Here is a 16,788-nt window from a genome sequence, read left to right on the forward strand (position 1 = left end):
GAACCACCAACGCCGAGCAATTTATAGCCAGCCGCTCAGGCGACGCGTTCTTTGGTTACTTTCTGTCGCTTGGACAGAAAGTGACTCGCCGGCTACGCCGGCGAAACAGCCCACGCTAGTCAAGCACGATAACCAACCGCAGCGCCGAAGCCATACAAGCCCCCCACCGCGGACCCTGCAAGATCACCCCTTCACCGCTTCCGGCAACAACGCCTGCGGCAAGTTCTGATAACAAACCGGCCGCAGGAAGCGGTCAATCGCCGTCGCCCCAACCGAAGTCGAACGCACATCCGAAGTCGCCGGAAACGGCCCGCCATGCACCATCGCGTAGGCAACTTCAACCCCGGTCGGATAGCCATTGCACAACACCCGCCCGGCCTTGCGTTCCAGCACCGGCAGCAGGCGCTGCGCGGCCGCATGGTCGGCATCGTCGAGCTGCATCGTCGCGGTCAGCTGGCCTTCAAGCTGCCGCGCTACCGTCAGCATCTCTTCGAGATCGCGGCACACCACCAGCACCGTCGACGGGCCGAACACCTCGGCCTGCATCCGATGATCCGCCATGAACTGCGCCGCGGTGGTTTCGAACATCGCCGGCCGCGCCTGGTTGGCCCCGTTGCCGTCGACGCCGTCGCCGATGCGCTGCAGCCCGTCGAGCGACGACAGTTGCGCCACGCCTTGCTCATAGGCGGCATGGATGCCGGGCGTCAGCATGGTCGCTGCCGGCTTGCCTTGCAGTGCACCGAGCGCCGCGGCGCGGAACTTGTCCAGAGCGGGACCTTCGATGCCGATCACCAGTCCGGGGTTGGTGCAGAACTGGCCGACGCCGAGCACCAGCGAATCCACCAGCTGGCGGCCGATTTCCTCCCCGCGCGCGTCGAGCGCGGCGGGCAGCAGGAACACCGGGTTGATGCTGCTCATCTCGGCGTACACGGGGATCGGCTGCGGGCGCGCGTTGGCGGCGCGCATCAGCGCCATGCCGCCCGCGCGCGAGCCGGTGAAGCCGACCGCCTGGATCGCGGGATGCGACACCAGCGCCGTGCCGATGACATTGCCCGCGCCCACCAGCAGCGAGAACACACCCTCGGGCAGGCCGGCGTCCTGCACGGCCTTCTGGATCACGCGCCCGACCAGCTCCGAAGTGCCCAGGTGCGCCGAGTGCGCCTTGACCACGACCGGGCAGCCGGCGGCCAGCGCCGCGGCGGTGTCGCCGCCGGCCACGGAGAAGGCGAGCGGGAAGTTGCTGGCGCCGAACACCGCCACCGGGCCGATGGCGATGCGCTGCATGCGCAGGTCCGGGCGCGGCGGGTTGCGCTCGGGCAGCGCGGGGTCGAAGGTGGCTTGCTGCCAGCGGCCCTCGCGCAGCACGCTGGCGAACAGGCGCAGCTGGCCGGCGGTGCGGCCGCGCTCGCCCTGCAGGCGCGCGACGGGCAGCGCGCTTTCCAGATGGGCGCGCTCGATGAGCGTGTCGCCCAGCGCCTCTATGCCGCTGGCGATGGCCTCCAGGAATGCCGCGCGCTGTTCCGGCGTGGTGTTGCGGTAGGTGTCAAAGGCGGCCTCGGCCAGCGCGCAGGCGCGCTCGACCTCGGCCTGGCCGCCGCCGTGGAAGTCGGGCCCCAGGGCCTGGCCGGTTGCGGGGTTGATGGCCTGCAGCAGGGTTTCGGAGCCGCGCACGGCTTGCGCGCCGATCAGCATGTCGCCGGTGATTTGCATGGAAGGATTCCTTGTCAGCGTTGGGAACGGGAAAGCCGGCCGGAGGGCATGCGCCCCGCGGCCGGCCTGTCGAAATGCAATGCGAGGACGGCTGGATTTCCGCCTGCGTGCCGGTTACTGCGGGCCGAGCGTGTTGATCAGCGCGCCCAGCATCTCCATTTCCTCGCCGGTCAGGTCGGTCAGCGGGGCGCGCACCGGACCGCCGTCGCGGCCGACCAGGCGGGCGCCGGCCTTGACGATGCTGACCGCATAGCCGGCCTTGCGGTTGCGGATGGCCAGGTAGGGCAGGAAGAAGTCGTCGATCAGGCGGCCCACGGTGGCGTGGTCGTCCGCGGCGATGGCGCGGTAGAAGTCCATCGCGGTCTTGGGGATGAAGTTGAACACTGCCGACGAATACACCGGCACGCCCAGCGCCTTGTAGGCCGCGGCATAGACCTCAGCCGTGGGCAGGCCGCCCAGGTAAGAGAAGCGGTCGCCCAGCGTGCGGCGGATGCTGACCATGGCCTCGATGTCGCCCACGCCGTCCTTGAAGCCGACCAGGTTGGGGCAGCGCTCCGCGAGGCGTGCCAGCTGCGTCGCATCCAGCTTCGAGTTGGCGCGGTTGTAGACGATCACGCCGATGTCCACCGACTTGCAGACCTCTTCGACATGCGCGGCAATGCCGTCCTGGCTGGCTTCGGTCAGATAGTGCGGCAGCAGCAGCACGCCGGCCGCGCCCAGGCGCTGGGCTTCCTGCGCGTAGGCGATGGCGGTGCGGGTCGGGCCGCCGGCGCCGGCCAGGATCGGCACCTTGCCGGCGCAGGTGCGCACGGCGGTGTCGACCACGGCCGAGTAGTCCTGCGGCGTCAGCGAGAAGAACTCGCCGGTGCCGCCCGCCGCGAACAGCGCGGTGGCGCCGTAGGGGGCCAGCCACTCCAGCCGCGCCGCGTAGGACTGCGGTGCGAAGTCGCCCTGTGCGTCGAAGTCGGTGATGGGGAAGGACAGCAGGCCTTCAGAGACGATTTGCTTGAGTTCGTTGGGTGCGAGCATTGCGGCAATCCTGAGCGGGCCAGCGGCCCGGGTGGCAGTGGCGGCTGACTGCGGCGGCGCAGGTCATCCGAGTTATCAGTCATCGTACGACAAGGTTTTGGCAAACGCAATAGGGCAGGCGATCATTCGGGGTTAACCGGGGTGCGGCCGGCGTTTCCGCCGGAAAGTCCTGCGGGCACTCAAAAAACGACAGAAACGCGCAGCCAGAGGCACTTCTTGCCTGGGATGGCGGCGCTCGTACTGTGGTGAGGTCCGGCAAGGCTGGAATTGGGATGTTGTAGGACAACGTAGGTCAGGTCGGCTCCCTGCCGGCGCGCCGTCCACTCAGGAAATTTGAAACACCCATGCAAAGCTGCCGGTGCACGGGCCCCCGGCGACTGGCACACTGACATCCTGGACTGACGGGGAGAACATGGTGGGAGAGTTACAGGCCTTGCTGGAAAACCACGGGCTGATGCTGGTGTTCCTGAACGTGCTGGTCGAGCAGGCCGGGCTGCCGGTGCCGGCGTACCCGATGCTGTTCGTCGCCGGCGCGCTGGGCGTGCAGGAAACCGGCCCGTCGATCGGCGCGGTGCTGGCGGCGGTGATCTTCGCCTGCCTGATTGCCGATACCGGCTGGTACTTCGCCGGACGCCGGCTGGGGCAGCCGATGCTGCGCACGATCTGCCGGGTATCGATTTCGCAGGACTCGTGCATCCGCCAGACCCAGTCGCTCTATCTGCGCATAGGGCCGCGCTCGCTGGTGATTGCCAAGCTGCTGCCCGGTGCCGGGGCCTTGTCCACCGCAATGGCGGGCATGACGGGCACGCCGTTGCCGGTGTTCCTGTTTTATGACGCCATCGGCGCGCTGGTCTGGGCTGGCAGCGCCTTGCTGATCGGCGTGGTGTTCAGTGATTTTATCGATGCCATCCTGGAGGGGTTCAGCGCCTACGGGCATATGGCCGTGGTGGGGCTGGTGGTGGCGTTCGCGCTGTTCCTGGCGTGGCGCTGGTGGCGCCGCTTCCGGCTGCTGCGCCGCACGCGGCGCGTGCCGCGCATGAGCGTGGATGAACTGGAAGCGCGCAGGCTCGCCGGCAGCCTGCCGGTGGTGATCGACGTGCGCGCCCACGGCGACACGCCGATGGAACGCATCCCCGGCTCGGTGGTGCTCGACATGCAGGGCGCGCTGGACAGCCTGGACGCGCTGGGCGTGCCGCACGCCGGGGCCGACATCGTGGTCTATTGCGCCTGCCCCAATGAACTGTCCGCCGCGCTGCTGGCCGAGCGCCTGCGCGTGGCTGGCTACCCGAAGACCTGGGCGCTGGCCGGCGGCTTCGACGAATGGAAACGGCGCCACGGCGGCACCGCCCCGACCGAGGCGGCCAACCAGCCAGGGCCGGCCGAAGCCGCCTGAACCTGCCAGGCCGTCGGCGCTGCGCTCAGCGCTTGCCCGCGGTCTGGAATACCGACAGGTCCGGGTAGACCGCGCGGATCTTCTCCCACTCCGCGGCATTGAAGAACTAGCACTTGCCGGCGCCGAAGCGCTTGGACACCTCCACGCAGAAGCGCACGGCTTCAGCGATGTCGATCTCATGGTTGGCCGAGGTCGCGCTGCCCGACACCACCGACTGCGCCGTCACCGCCACGCCGACCACCGGCGCCTGGGTGGCCACGTGCGGCTGCATGATGCTGTTGAAGTGGTACAGGCCGTTGTGGTACGGCGTGATGTCCTGCTGCGAGATCGGGAAGGTCACCGCCGGGCAGCCGGTGGTGGACTCCATGGTCGCCACCAGGTCTGGCGCCACGCGCAGGATGTAACCCTGCATCGCCGTCGGCGAAATCGCAAAGCCGCGGTGCTTGATGATGCTGTTGCCCTTGGAGGCATCGATCGACAGAATCGCGTCCATCTCCGGCAGCACCTGGTAGTCGTTCATGGTGTCGGAGGAGACCGGCATGCCCATGAACGGCACCGGGTCGTGCGGCTGCATCGAGACATTGGTCGACAGGTGCGTGGTCACGATCACGTCGCCGGCCAGGTGGTCGCCGCGCGCCTTCATCTGCGCCAGCTTGAGCGCCACCGCCAGGCAGCCGATCGGGCCGTCGGCGTCAGACACCAGTCCCACCAGTTCCGGGCGCGCGCCAATCGCGCCGTTGCGGCCGATCACGCCCAGCGTCGGCGCACTGCCGCCGCCGCGCTTGCCCGTGGTGCCGGGGATCACGATGGTGATGAAGTCGGTGGTGTTGGCCGTGTTCTCGGGCGGGGCGTTGTGGATCGTGGTCACTGCCACGCTCACGCCGGCTCCGGCATAGGGCGCGAACAGTTCGCTGACGACCGCACCGTTGGCGTGCGGGCTGTCCAGGGCTTCATGAATGACCAGCGTCTGCTGCAGGGCCATGGCTTTCTCCAAAGGATGTGCCAAACCGCGCGCGGCGCGGGCAGGGCGTCTACAAAAAAGATCAGAACTGGTGGCGCAGGCCGGCCATCACGGTGGTCTGGCTGTCGCGCCCGTCCAGCGGCTTGCCGCTGCCGCCGGTCCAGCTGGTGGTGTTGTTGCCGAACAGGCCTGACCAGCCACCGTGCACACGGTCGTAGGCCAGCGCCAGGTAGGTGTCGGTGCGCTTGCTGAAGGCGTAATCGGCGACCGCGTAAGCAGTGGTGCGGTTGCCGCTGAAGCCGTCGGCACGCGTGCGGTTGTGCATCACGCTGCCGGTCAGCGTGACGTTGCCGGTGACCGCGTAGCTCGCGCCCAGCGTGAAGAAGTCGTCGTGGCGGCTGGCGCCGAAGACCGAGCTGATGGCGGCGCGGTTGGTCGGCGTGGCCGCGGTCGACATGCTGGTGATGGTGGCCGTATCGGTGCCGCCCTTGGACGAGTCGAAGCCCGCGTCGCGGTCGCTGTGGATGTAGTTGGCGAACAGGCTGGCGCGGCCCACCGCGGCCTTCAGGCCGGCCAGGTAGATGCGCGCGGCGCGGCTCTGGCTGTCGCGGGTCTGCTGGAAGTCGCCCACCGCGGTGATGGGGCCGGCGGCGTACCGCACGCCGAACGACATCGACGAGGTCGCGCGGGTGTTGCCCGCGGTTTCGCCCAGCGCGTATTCGGCAATCATCGATACCGGGCCGAAGCTGCCGGTGTAGCTGACGGCGTTGTCGTAGCGCTGACCGGTCAGGTAGACCATCCATGCGTTAGACGGCGCCGCGCCCACGCCGAGCGGGTCGACGTAGTACAGCATGGTGTTGGCCGTGGTGTACTGCCGGCCCAGCGCCAGCTCGCCCCACTGGTTGCCGATCTTCACGTAGGCCTGGCGCCCGAACAGCTGGCCCTGCTGGTCCAGCTTGCCCGTGTCTGCGAGCAGGCCGTTCTCCAGCACGAAGCCGGCCTTCAGGCCGCCGCCCAGGTCTTCAATGCCCTTCAGGCCGAAGCGGCTGCCCGACAGGAAGCCTTCGCCGCCCTGCTGCAGCCCGATCTGGGCATCGCCCGCAGGGTTCGAATGGGTCTGGTACGTCAGCGCGGTATCGATCACGCCGTACAGCGTCACCCCGGACTGCGCCATCGCGGCGGCCGGCAGGCCCAGCAGCAATGTCAGTGCCAGGCGGACGGCGTGGCGAATGGGTTGGTTCATCTTGTTTTCTCCTCCAGAGGGCAAAAGGGGGCCCGCGCGGGCGGCACGGCGCGGCCCGCGGGGCGGTTTTCTGTTTGTTGTGTCCGGGGCCGGCCCGGGTCAGTGCGTCAGCGGCGGATCAGCTCAGACGGTGAAGCCCGGCCAGTCCTGCATCCCGGCCGGACCGGTGATCTGCGACAGCGGGAAGGTCTCACCCTCGCGGATGGTCTCGACCTGGCCCTCGGCCGGGAACCACAGCGCATTGCGCTCGCCCAGCACCGTGCCGTGAGTGCCGTCGGAGAACAGCGCCGAGCCCTCCGGCAGCGCGAACACCTGTTCCGGCGCGTTGATGTGCAGGAACTCGGCCAGGCGTTCTTCACGGCTTTCGCCGTTGTGGCCAGCGGGCTTGCCGCTGATGAAGTGCGGGTTGACCTGGAACGGCACCAGCCCCAGCGCGCGCAGCGACGGCGGCTGCACGATGGGCATGTCGTTGGTGGTGCGGATGGTGGGGCAGGCCACGTTGCTGCCGGCGCTCCAGCCCACATACGGCGTGCCTGCGCGCACCCTGGCGCGGATCGCGTCGACGATGCCGGCGTCGTACATGCGATCGAGCAGCGCAAAGGTGTTGCCGCCGCCGACCGCGATGGCCTCGGCCTGTTCCACCGCGCGCAGCGGGTCGGCGCTGTGGTGGATCGATTCCAGCGCGTAGCCCAGCTTCTCGAACACTGGCTTGACCATGCCTTCATAGGTGTCGAAGCTGAAGCTCACGCCGGCGAACGGCACGAACAGCACCTTGCGCGGCTCATGCCTCAGCAGCGTGTGGATCTGCTCGCCGGCGTGCTCGAGGTAGCCGAGGTTGTCCTTGCGCGAGCTGCTCATCAGAAGGATGCGTTGGGTCATGTCTTGGTTTCCGTCAGGAGAGTCTGGTGAAGTCCGATGCGGGATCAGGCGATCGCGGCGCGGATCAGCGCGGCCACGCGGTCGATCTCTTCATGCGTGTTGAAGTAGTGCAGCGAGACGCGCGCCATGGTAGACACGCCGTAGCGCGCCAGGATGGCGTCGGCCATGAAGTTGCCGGCCTCGATGATGCATTGCTGCGCTTCCAGCGCAGCCACGATGCGCGCCGGGTCCACGCCGCGCACATTGAACGGCACGATGCCGATGCGGTTGGCCACGTCGGCGGGGCCATAGAGCTCGAAGCCGGGGATCGACGCGAACCTGGCCACTGCATACTCGGTCAGGTCGCGCACGCGCGCCTCGATGGCGTCGACGCCGATAGCGGCGGCGTAGTCGATGGCGGTGCCCATGCCGAGGATCGCCGGCACGATCGGGCAGCCAGCCTCGAAGCGCTTGGCGCCAGCGACCAGCGACAGCGCGCCGGTGGCGCGGTCATAGGCGCCGTTCCACCAGCCCACCAGCGCGGGCTCGACCTGCTCGATCAGCGCGCGGCGCACATACAGGAAGCCCGAGCCCTCGGTCGCGCGCAGCGCCTTGCGGCCGCAGCCAGCCAGGAAATCACAACCCAGTTCGGCCACGTCCGAGCGCAGCATGCCCACGCTTTGCGCCGCGTTGACCAGCGACAGCACGCCATGGCGGCGTGCCACCGCGCAGATCTGCGCGGCAGGCTGCACCGCACCCGTTGAATTGGGCAGGTGCGAGAAGGTGAGCAGACGCGTGCGCGGGGTGACGGCGGCCTCGAAGGCCTCGGGCGAAAGCAGCCCTTCGGCATTGGCCGCGACCATCTTCACGACGATGCCGTGCGATTGCTCCAGCCGGCGCCAGGGCAGCAGGTTGCTCAGCATCTCGGTGTCGGCCACCAGCACTTCGTCGCCGGCCTTCCAGGCGATGCCGCGCGCGACGAGCGAGATGCTCTCCGTGGCGTTCTTGGTGAAGGCGACTTCGTCGGCGCCGCAGTTGAGCAGCCCGGCCAGCTTGCCGCGCACCGCTTCCACGCGCGCATAGGTCCCTTTGCGCAAGGCCGGCAGGTAGATGCCGACATGGCCGGTATCTAGCAGGTAGCTGCGCACGGTATCGAGCACCGCGTCGGGCGGCAACGAGGCCGCGGCGGTGTCGAGATAGATGGTGGAGGCCGTCAGCGGGGTGTCGGCGCGGATGCTCTGGAGATCCATGGAACGTCTCGGGTAAGGACAGGCGGGGCGGCATGCGCCCCGGGGGGAATGCTTATTTCTTCAGCTTGGTGACGGAGCCGAAGAAGCTGAACAGGGCGTCGCCCGCGATCACGGTTGCGTGGACTGCTTGTGTCTCTATGTAAGAGACAACGTCTCTGATACAGAGAAATGCTAGGCTTCGGCCCGGCTCTCAACAATCAGGGTTGACGCGGGGCCGGCTGGCCGCGCCGGGCGAATGCCGGCGGCGGCAACGGCGGAGCGCCGCCGCCTATACTTGGCGCAGACCGACTGCTACCGGGAGGACGCGCATGGCCGCGGAACACCACGGAACCGGCGGAACCGGCGGATCCAGCGATGAGGCCATCCGCATCGCCCAGCGCCGCCGCCAGCTCGGCATTGCGCCGCGGAGCGGCGATGGCCAGCGCAACTGGGCCCTGGCGCTATCCGGCGGCGGCATCCGCAGCGCCACCTTTTGCCTGGGCGTGATGCAGGCGATGGCGGGCACCGCAATGCCCGCCAAGGCGGCAGCGTCGGCCCCCGCGCCGGAAGCCGCGGCGCCGGCGGCCGCCACCGCCGCAGCGCAGACCGTGCCGGGCCTGGCCTCGCTGCTGGCGCAGATGGACTACCTGTCCACCGTCAGCGGCGGCGGCTACCTCGGCGCCTTCTTCGTCAGTCTGTTCGTGCCCGGCCGCCTGCGCCGCGGCGCAGGCCCGGTCCAGGCCGCCACCGACGCCTATCACACGCTGCAGTGCGAGCCGCCGGGGCGCATCCATACCTCGGTGTCCTACGCCGCCGACCCCGGCCGCGGCGCAGTGGCATGGCTGCGCGAGAACGGCCGCTACCTGTCGCCCACCGGTGCCGGCGACAGCCTCTATGCCGCCGCGCTGGTGGTGCGCAACTGGCTGGCCATGCATTTCGTGATCGGCAGCGCGCTGCTGGTGCTGCTGGCTGTGCTGGCGCTCGGGCAACACATTGCGGTGGGGGTTTCCTACGGATTGGGGCGCTATGAGATGGACCTGCTGCACGACGCGCGGCAGGCCTTCAACCAGGGCGAATGCGCGATCTGGTGGAGCACGCTGCTGTGGCTGCCGCTGGCCACCGCGCTGGCTGGTGCGGCGCCGCCCGGGCTGGCCTACTGGCTGATCTACCCGCGCGCCAACGATCCGCAGGCGACGGCCCGCTTCCTGAGCCCCGCGCCGCTGCTCGCCACGCTGCTGGGCCTGATGCTGCTGGCCGCGGCGCGCTGGTCGGAATGGCTCGGTTCGGGGCTGGTCATCGGCAAGCTCTTTGCCGCGCTTGGCGTGCTGACGCTGCTGGGCGTGCTGTGGTGCCTGGCGCTGCTGCAGGGCGAGCCGCGCACCGTGGCCGCCTACCGCGTGCGCGCCACGCGCGCACTGCGTGGCGCGCTGACACTGACCCTGTGGCTGGCGGCGCTGGGCATTGCCGATACCATTGCACGCACCGCTTACCTGTTTGCCCACCAGGCCCACCACCAGTGGGGCGCGGCGCTGCCCGCAACCGTGCTGGGCGTGCTGGTCTGGCTGGTGCACTACGGCTCGCGCTGGCTCGATGCCGGCCGCAAGGGCAGCGCCGACACGCCCTGGCGTGCGCTGTGCGCGCGGCTGCCGGTGTCGCTGCTGGCGGGCGCGGCCGCGGCGGTGCTGGCGCTGCTGCTGTTCGTGCTGTGGTCGTGGCTGGTGCTGTGGGTGCGCTGGGACGGGCGCGAGCCGGTCGACTGGCTGGTGTTCGGCAACGCCTATACCGGCCCGGCGCTGGCCACGCTCACCGTGGTCAGCCTGGTGCTGGCGCTGGTGGCGGGGCGCTTCTCCGGTTTCCTGAACCTGTCGACGCTGCAGCCGTTCTACGCGGCGCGGCTTACGCGCGCGTTCCTGGGCGCGTCCAACGGGGAGCGCTTCGCGGCCCCCGATCCGAGTGCCGACCGCGACGGCAGCCAGCGCGCCCGCTTCAGCGTGGCCGAACCCGTGCCCGGCGACCAGCTCAGCCTGAACGCGTATTACGATCCGCGCGTGCTGGCGCCGCTGCACCTGATCAACGTCACGCTGAACCTGACCGTCGATCCGGCCGCGCAACTGGTGCAGCGCGACCGCAAGGGCAAGCCGCTGTGCCTGGCGCCCGGCCCCTGCGTGGCGCAGGCCGGCGCGGCGGCGGCGCTGCCGCCGGACGCCTACGCGCGCTTCACGATCGACGGATGGGCTTGCTGCCCGGATGTGTCATGGCCGTCATCGGGCAAGCTGGCCGAATCGCGCACCGTGGGCGACTGGATCGCGATCTCGGGCGCGGCGGTGTCCACCGGGCTGGGGCGCGCGACCACGCTGGGCACCTCGCTGCTGCTCGGCCTGGCGAACCTGCGGCTGGGCACATGGTGGCCATCGTATCCGGCCAGCCACGCGCGCGAAGGCGGGCGCCGGGGCCGCGCGCGGCGCCATCCGGAGCGCGCCACGCATCCGTGGCTGGCCGCGGGCATCGCGCTGTTCCGCACGCAGTACTACCTGGGCTGCGAACTGAGCGCGCGCTTTCACGGCACGCGGCGCGGCTGGCAGTATCTGTCCGATGGCGGGCATTTCGACAACACCGGCGTGTACGAGCTGCTGCGCCCGGGCCGTGATGTCTCGCTGATCGTGCTGTGTGATTGCGGGGGCGACCCCGACTACCGCTTCGGCGACCTGGCCAACCTGATCCGGCTGGCGCGCATCGACCATGGGCTGGAGATCGTGGTCGATACCGAGGCTGCCACCACGCACCCGGTGCTGAGCCGTGTCTTCGGCGTGCCGGATGATTTCATGCCGGGCGCGCCGGCGGCCGACAAATGCGCCGTGCTGCTCAACGTCTATCGCACCGGCCCGGAGTGCGGGGCGCCACGCGCGCGCACCTGCCGCATCGTGCTGCTCAAGCCGCGCCTGGTGTCATGGGCGCCGGCCGACGTGCGCCACTACGGCGCGACCCATCCCGCGTTTCCGCAGGAGGCCACCGGCGACCAGTTCTTCGATGAGGCGCAATGGGAGAGCTATCGCGCGCTGGGCCATGCGATCGGCCAGCGCGTGCTGGGCGGGGCCGTGGGCAAGGCCTTGCTGGCGTGAGCGAGGGGCGCGTCAGCGCACGAAGCCGATGACGTCTTCCAGCCGGCCGCTGGCATCGCGCAGCGCCTCCAGCAGGCGCGGCACCGCGGCTTCGTCCAGCCGCTGCTGCGGCCCGGCGATGGCGACCGAGCCCACCACCGCGCTGCGGTCGCGCGACCACAGCGGCAACGCCAGGCCGGCCACGCTGGCGGCGGCTTCCTCGCGCGTGTGGGCCCAGCCGCGCTCGCGTACCTCGGCCAGTTGCTGCTCGATGCGCTCGCGGTCCAGCGTCGTGTGGGGGGCCATGCGCGCCAGGCCCTGGCGGTAGACCTCATCGCGAAAGGCATCGTCCTGGAAGGCCAGCATGGCCTTGGCATGCGCGCCCGCATAGAGCGCAAAGCGCTCGCCCAGCTCGATCGAAAAGCGCAGCTGGTGCTGGCTCTGCACCAGCCCCACGCACAGGCCCTCATGGCCATCGAGCCAGGACAGGAACACGGTCTCGCCGCTTTGCGCGGCGAGCTTTTCCAGCACCGGGCGCACGATTTCGTCGGGCGAGAAGCTCTTGCGCACCACCTGTCCCAGCTCGAACAACCGCAGTCCCAGCGAATACTTGCCGGTGGCCGCGTCCTGCACCAGGAAGCCGTTGGCGGCAAACGTGGCCAGCACGCGGTGCACCACGGCGTAGTGCACGCCGCTGTGCTTGGCCAGCTCACGCACGCCCCAGGTCGGCTGGCGCACGGTGAAGTGGGTCAGCAGGGCCAGCGCACCGTCCAGTGTCTTGAGTGTCATTGCAAGTTCCTTCGCATCGGGCTGCATGGTACGGGCAAGCGCGGCGCGACTCAATCTTTCGTGCCCCCGAATATACCCACGCCGCCCGAAGGGCCGCGATCAGGCCGCCAGCACGATCGCGCCGGGGTCTCTAAGATAGCGAGCCATACGCATTGCCCGCGTGCGGCGCCAGCCGCCCGCCATCCACCACATGAATCACGACTCTATCCCCAACGGCGCAGGCGTCGCCTGGTCCGTGCTGGACCTTGCCCCCATCCCTGAAGGCAGCAACGCCGGCCAGGCCATGCGCAATTCGCTCGACCTGGCCCGTCATGCCGAGCGGCTGGGCTACCACCGCTACTGGCTGGCCGAGCACCACAACATGCCCGGCATTGCCAGCGCCGCCACCGCGGTGCTGATCGGCTACGTCGCCAACGGCACCCAGACCATCCGCGTGGGCTCGGGCGGGGTGATGCTGCCCAACCACTCGCCGCTGGTGATTGCCGAGCAGTTCGGCACGCTCGCCTCGCTCTATCCGGGCCGCATCGACCTGGGCCTGGGCCGCGCGCCCGGCACCGACCAGGCCACCGCGCGCGCCTTGCGCCGCCACCTGTCGGCCGACAGCGCCGATACCTTCCCGCAGGACGTGGAAGAACTGCAGGCTTATTTCGACGACGTGCGCCCCGGCCAGCGCCTGCGCGCGGTGCCCGGCGCCGGGCTCAAGGTGCCGATCTGGTTGTTGGGTTCGAGCCTGTTCAGCGCGCAGCTGGCCGCGGCGATGGGCCTGCCGTTCGCCTTTGCCTCGCACTTTGCGCCGGGCTTCATGCGCCAGGCGGTGGACCTGTACCGGCGCACCTTCCGGCCCTCTGAAGCGCTGGACCGGCCCTATGTGATGCTGGGCCTGAACGTGTTCGCGGCCGAGACCGGCGGCGAGGCGCGCCGCCTGTTCAGCTCGCTGCAGCAGCAGTTCCTGGCGCTGGTGCGCGGCACGCCGGGGCAGCTGCGCGCGCCGGTGGATGATATCGAATCACTGTGGACCGAGAGCGAGGCCGACCATATCCGCCGCTCGCTGGCGTGCTCGGTGGTGGGCGATCCTGACACCGTGCGTGCCGGCATGCAGCGCTTTGTCGATGACCTGCGCCCGGACGAGCTGATGCTGGCCGGGCAGATCCATGACCACCAGGCGCGCCTGCGCTCCTTTGCCATCGCCGCCGATGCGGCGCGCAGCCTGAAGACCCCGTCAGCGCTCTGAGCGTCCGCGATTCTCCGGTATGGCGTGCGCCGCACTTGCGGCGTGCGCCCGCGAGCGCGCCCCCCTGATCCTGTTTGCGCACCGCCGATCCGCTCGGATACATTAGAAGGCCCGAGACACAGAGGCGCGGCTCCCGCAGCACGCGCCCGACAGTCCGCCCGATCCACCACCCCATCCATCATCCGTGGGTCCGACGGCAGCGACGACAGGAGACAGCGATGGACCTGCGGCAACGCGAGCACATCGAGACGGTGGTCCAGGCCACCACATACCTTGCCCCGCCGGCCGTGCTTGCGGACCGGATCGCGCACGACGCCATCATTCAGAACTCATGGCGCCGCTGCGTGCACCAGTACGGCCTGGATCCGTCGCGCATGCAGGAGGCGCGCATCCTGCCGCAGCCGCGCCTGCGCGAGCACCAGGAACGCATCGACGACTTCGCGCGCATCGCGCGCCACGGCCTGCAGAGCCTGTACGGCCAGGTGGCGGGCCTGGGCTATGTGGTGCTGCTGACCGATGCGCAGGGCGTGACCGTCGACTACATCGGCGAGGCCCGCAGCGATGCCGCGCTGCGCCACGCGGGCCTGTACCTGGGCGCCGAGTGGAGCGAGAGCGGCGCCGGCACCTGCGCGGTCGGCACCGCTCTGGCCACGGGCCAGGCGCTGACGGTGCACCAGGCCGACCATTTCGACGCCACCCATATCCCGCTGACCTGCACCGCCGCGCCGCTGTTCGACACGCACGGCAACCTGCACGCCATCCTCGACATCTCCGCGCTGACCTCGCCGCAGGCCAAGGACAGCCAGGGGCTGGCGTTGCAGATGGTGCGCATCTACGCCGCGCATATCGAGAACGCCAACTTCCTGCGCGCGCACCGCCGCGACTGGATCCTGAAGCTGAACGTGGCGCCGGAGTTCGTCGACGTCAATCCCGAATACCTGCTGGCGCTGGACGAGGCGGGCCGCATCGTCGGCCATAACCACCGCGCCAGGCTGATGCTGGAGGGCGAGCTGGGGGGCGCACCGGGTGCCACCGTGTTGGGCCAGCCGTTCGAGACGCTGTTCGACGCGCGCCTGGAAGACCTGGGCCACTATGTCTATTCGCGCCCGAGCGAGCAGCGCCTGGTGGCGCTGACCCGCAGCGGCGGCCTGCTGTACCTGAGCGTGCTGCCGCCCGCGCTGCGCTGGCAGGCGCCGCCCGCCGAAACGCAGGTGGCGATGCCGGATGCCCTGGCGGCGCTGACCGGCGGCGATGCCGCGCTGCAGCAGCAGTTGCAGCGCGCGGCGCGCCTGGTCGATTCGCCCATCAACCTGCTGATCCACGGCGAGACCGGCAGCGGCAAGGAGTTCCTGGCCAAGGCGCTGCATCTTGCCAGCGCGCGCCGCGGCGGCCCGTTCGTAGCGGTGAACTGCGCGGCGATCCCTGAAACACTGATTGAAAGCGAATTGTTCGGGCACCTGCCCAACAGCTTTTCCGGCGCAGGCCCGCGCGGCAAGCGCGGCCTGATCCAGGAGGCCGACGGCGGCACGCTGTTCCTGGACGAGATCGGCGACATGCCGCGCGAGCTGCAGTCGCGGCTGCTGCGCGTGCTGGCCGAGGGCGAAGTGCTGCCTGTCGGCGCCGCGCGGCCGGTGCAGGTGCGGCTGCGGGTCATTTCCGCCACGCATCACAGCCTGGAGCAACTGGTGGCCGACGGGCGCTTCCGCGAGGACCTGTACTACCGCCTCAACGGCGCGCGCTTTACGCTGCCGCCGCTGCGCGCGCGCACCGACCTGGACTGGCTGGTCGGCAAGCTGCTGCAGGAAGGGGGCGGGGGCGCAGCGGGCAGCGAGATCACGCTGTCGCCCGCGGCACGCGAGCGGCTGCACCGCCACCGCTGGCCCGGCAACCTGCGCGAACTGCGCAACGTGCTGGAGTACGCGCGCGCGGTCTGTGCCGACGGCTATATCGATGTGCCGGACCTGCCTGACAGCCTGGCGGGACCCGCACCGTCCGCCGCCCTGCCGCAGCCGGGGGCCGCGCAGTCACCCGCTGGCGCGCAATTCGACCCGCACCAGTTGCCGCCGGAAGGCATGCTGCTGATGCAATACCTGCGCGCTTCCGGCTGGAACCTGAGCGCGGTGGCGCGGCAGATCGGTGTCAGCCGCATGACGCTGTACCGGCGCATGGAGCGCTACGGCATCCAGTCGCCCAACCGGCGCGACGGCGGCCCAGGGCCCGCCGACGCGTAAGCCGGCAGGCAGCACGGCGCACGCGCGCCATCCTTGCGATACGGTTGTCCTTCCCCTGTACACCTGCGCTGTGACACCTGTCACAGCGCAGCGTCGCTTTTGCCCTGCCGCCTCGGGGTAATCCCTCGGATCCGACCCCGCTGATGCCCCGGTTTCCCCTGTTTTCACTGCCTGCGCGCACTGGCACAGCCATTGCAAATACGCCTGGCAAGACAACCACAACAGGAGACAGGCAATGGGGCACGCAGCAGGCGCCCGCGCGCAGATCGCGCCAGTGGTCGGCATCATCGCCAACCCGATTTCCGCGCGCGACATCCGTCGTGTGATTGCCAACGCCAATAGCCTGCAGCTGGCCGACCGCGTCAATATCGTGCTGCGCCTGCTGGCTGCGCTGGCGTCCTGCGGCGTGGAGCGCGTGCTGATGATGCCCGACCGCGAAGGCCTGCGCGTCATGCTGGCGCGGCACCTGGCACGCCGGCAGGGGCCGGACTCGGGCCTGCCCGCGGTCGACTACCTTGACATGCCGGTCACCGCGCGCGTCGACGACACCCTGCGCGCCGCGCGCTGCATGGCCGATGCGGGCGTGGCCGCCATCATCGTGCTGGGCGGCGACGGCACCCACCGCGCGGTGGTGCGCGAGTGCGGCGCGGTGCCGATCGCGGGCCTGTCGACCGGCACCAACAATGCCTATCCCGAAATGCGCGAGCCCACCATCACCGGGCTGGCCACCCAATCCACCCAAGATAAGCCGCCAAATAAAATCGCAATTGGCGCCGAGAACGCTTGACAGGTGACGAGGTTCGAGGGGCCGCCGCCCTGCTTGCGCTGGATGTTTAGCGCAAGCAGGGCGGCGGCCAATAGAGGATCGCTTCTCGATCTTCGCTTGGCTCTCATGCCCCTGTCCGATTTGTTCGCTGCACTTGCCCAATATCTGCACACCAAGGTCTTTCACGATCTTGCCCGTCATCCAGAGCATCCGGCCGCCTTCACCCGGCAGCGCAAGCTCACCCTGCCGA

At 69.5% G+C, this 16,788-nt stretch carries 10 protein-coding genes and 2 pseudogenes; 5 read left to right on the forward strand and 7 right to left on the reverse strand.

The window, feature by feature from the left end:
* Positions 1-183: 183 nt before the first annotated feature.
* A complete protein-coding gene (locus A3A5_RS0135545; RefSeq protein WP_018315187.1) occupies positions 184-1,710 on the reverse strand; it encodes an aldehyde dehydrogenase (NADP(+)) in 1,527 nt (508 codons plus the stop codon).
* A gap of 114 nt (positions 1,711-1,824) precedes the next feature.
* Positions 1,825-2,739: a 5-dehydro-4-deoxyglucarate dehydratase gene (gene kdgD / locus A3A5_RS0135550; RefSeq protein ID WP_018315188.1), complete on the reverse strand. Its 915-nt coding sequence runs from the start codon at positions 2,737-2,739 to the stop codon at positions 1,825-1,827.
* Positions 2,740-3,151: 412 nt separating this feature from the next.
* On the opposite strand from kdgD, the gene A3A5_RS0135555 reads away from it, so the two are divergent.
* On the forward strand, positions 3,152-4,132 hold the full coding sequence (locus A3A5_RS0135555; protein WP_369797854.1) for a DedA family protein/thiosulfate sulfurtransferase GlpE: 981 nt from the start codon (positions 3,152-3,154) through the stop codon (positions 4,130-4,132).
* Positions 4,133-4,157: 25 nt separating this feature from the next.
* Here the strand turns inward: A3A5_RS0135555 and A3A5_RS40030 are convergent.
* The 4 genes and pseudogenes from A3A5_RS40030 to A3A5_RS0135575 form a co-directional block, all read right to left on the reverse strand.
* A pseudogene (locus tag A3A5_RS40030) lies at positions 4,158-5,114 on the reverse strand (DUF1177 domain-containing protein).
* A 61-nt stretch (positions 5,115-5,175) separates the two neighbouring features.
* The gene (locus A3A5_RS0135565) at positions 5,176-6,336 is read right to left on the reverse strand and encodes a porin (protein ID WP_018315191.1); all 1,161 of its coding nucleotides are present in this window, start codon (positions 6,334-6,336) and stop codon (positions 5,176-5,178) included.
* Between the two features lie 123 nt (positions 6,337-6,459).
* A complete protein-coding gene (gene pepE, locus A3A5_RS0135570) occupies positions 6,460-7,215 on the reverse strand; it encodes a dipeptidase PepE (protein ID WP_018315192.1) in 756 nt (251 codons plus the stop codon).
* A gap of 44 nt (positions 7,216-7,259) precedes the next feature.
* Positions 7,260-8,444, reverse strand: a complete 1,185-nt coding sequence (locus A3A5_RS0135575) for an aminotransferase class V-fold PLP-dependent enzyme (RefSeq protein WP_018315193.1) — start codon at positions 8,442-8,444, stop codon at positions 7,260-7,262.
* Positions 8,445-8,752: 308 nt separating this feature from the next.
* Here A3A5_RS0135575 and A3A5_RS0135580 point away from each other — a divergent pair, with 308 nt between their 5' ends.
* On the forward strand, positions 8,753-11,542 hold the full coding sequence (locus A3A5_RS0135580; protein WP_018315194.1) for a hypothetical protein: 2,790 nt from the start codon (positions 8,753-8,755) through the stop codon (positions 11,540-11,542).
* Between the two features lie 12 nt (positions 11,543-11,554).
* Here A3A5_RS0135580 and A3A5_RS0135585 read toward each other — a convergent pair whose 3' ends face one another.
* A complete protein-coding gene (locus A3A5_RS0135585) occupies positions 11,555-12,310 on the reverse strand; it encodes an IclR family transcriptional regulator (RefSeq protein ID WP_018315195.1) in 756 nt (251 codons plus the stop codon).
* Positions 12,311-12,500: 190 nt separating this feature from the next.
* Between A3A5_RS0135585 and A3A5_RS0135590 the strand changes: the two genes are divergently transcribed.
* The 3 genes and pseudogenes from A3A5_RS0135590 to A3A5_RS40035 form a co-directional block, all read left to right on the forward strand.
* The gene (locus tag A3A5_RS0135590) at positions 12,501-13,541 is read left to right on the forward strand and encodes an LLM class flavin-dependent oxidoreductase (RefSeq protein ID WP_018315196.1); all 1,041 of its coding nucleotides are present in this window, start codon (positions 12,501-12,503) and stop codon (positions 13,539-13,541) included.
* Between the two features lie 218 nt (positions 13,542-13,759).
* A complete protein-coding gene (locus tag A3A5_RS0135595; RefSeq protein WP_018315197.1) occupies positions 13,760-15,772 on the forward strand; it encodes a sigma-54-dependent Fis family transcriptional regulator in 2,013 nt (670 codons plus the stop codon).
* A 235-nt stretch (positions 15,773-16,007) separates the two neighbouring features.
* A pseudogene (locus A3A5_RS40035) lies at positions 16,008-16,502 on the forward strand (NAD(+)/NADH kinase); the annotation flags it as partial.
* Between the last annotated feature and the right edge of the window lie 286 nt (positions 16,503-16,788).

It is taken from the genome of Cupriavidus sp. UYPR2.512, from assembly GCF_000379565.1.
Taxonomy (GTDB): Bacteria; Pseudomonadota; Gammaproteobacteria; order Burkholderiales; family Burkholderiaceae; genus Cupriavidus.

What these genes read in the sequence shown, in the direction of transcription:
- A3A5_RS0135545 (WP_018315187.1), bottom strand. Translation starts at nt 1,710, where the DNA reads ATGCAAATCACCGGCGACATGCTGATCGGCGCGCAAGCCGTGCGCGGC.
- kdgD (WP_018315188.1), bottom strand. Translation starts at nt 2,739, where the DNA reads ATGCTCGCACCCAACGAACTCAAGCAAATCGTCTCTGAAGGCCTGCTG.
- A3A5_RS0135555 (WP_369797854.1), top strand. Translation starts at nt 3,152, where the DNA reads ATGGTGGGAGAGTTACAGGCCTTGCTGGAAAACCACGGGCTGATGCTG.
- A3A5_RS0135565 (WP_018315191.1), bottom strand. Translation starts at nt 6,336, where the DNA reads ATGAACCAACCCATTCGCCACGCCGTCCGCCTGGCACTGACATTGCTG.
- pepE (WP_018315192.1), bottom strand. Translation starts at nt 7,215, where the DNA reads ATGACCCAACGCATCCTTCTGATGAGCAGCTCGCGCAAGGACAACCTC.
- A3A5_RS0135575 (WP_018315193.1), bottom strand. Translation starts at nt 8,444, where the DNA reads ATGGATCTCCAGAGCATCCGCGCCGACACCCCGCTGACGGCCTCCACC.
- A3A5_RS0135580 (WP_018315194.1), top strand. Translation starts at nt 8,753, where the DNA reads ATGGCCGCGGAACACCACGGAACCGGCGGAACCGGCGGATCCAGCGAT.
- A3A5_RS0135585 (WP_018315195.1), bottom strand. Translation starts at nt 12,310, where the DNA reads ATGACACTCAAGACACTGGACGGTGCGCTGGCCCTGCTGACCCACTTC.
- A3A5_RS0135590 (WP_018315196.1), top strand. Translation starts at nt 12,501, where the DNA reads ATGAATCACGACTCTATCCCCAACGGCGCAGGCGTCGCCTGGTCCGTG.
- A3A5_RS0135595 (WP_018315197.1), top strand. Translation starts at nt 13,760, where the DNA reads ATGGACCTGCGGCAACGCGAGCACATCGAGACGGTGGTCCAGGCCACC.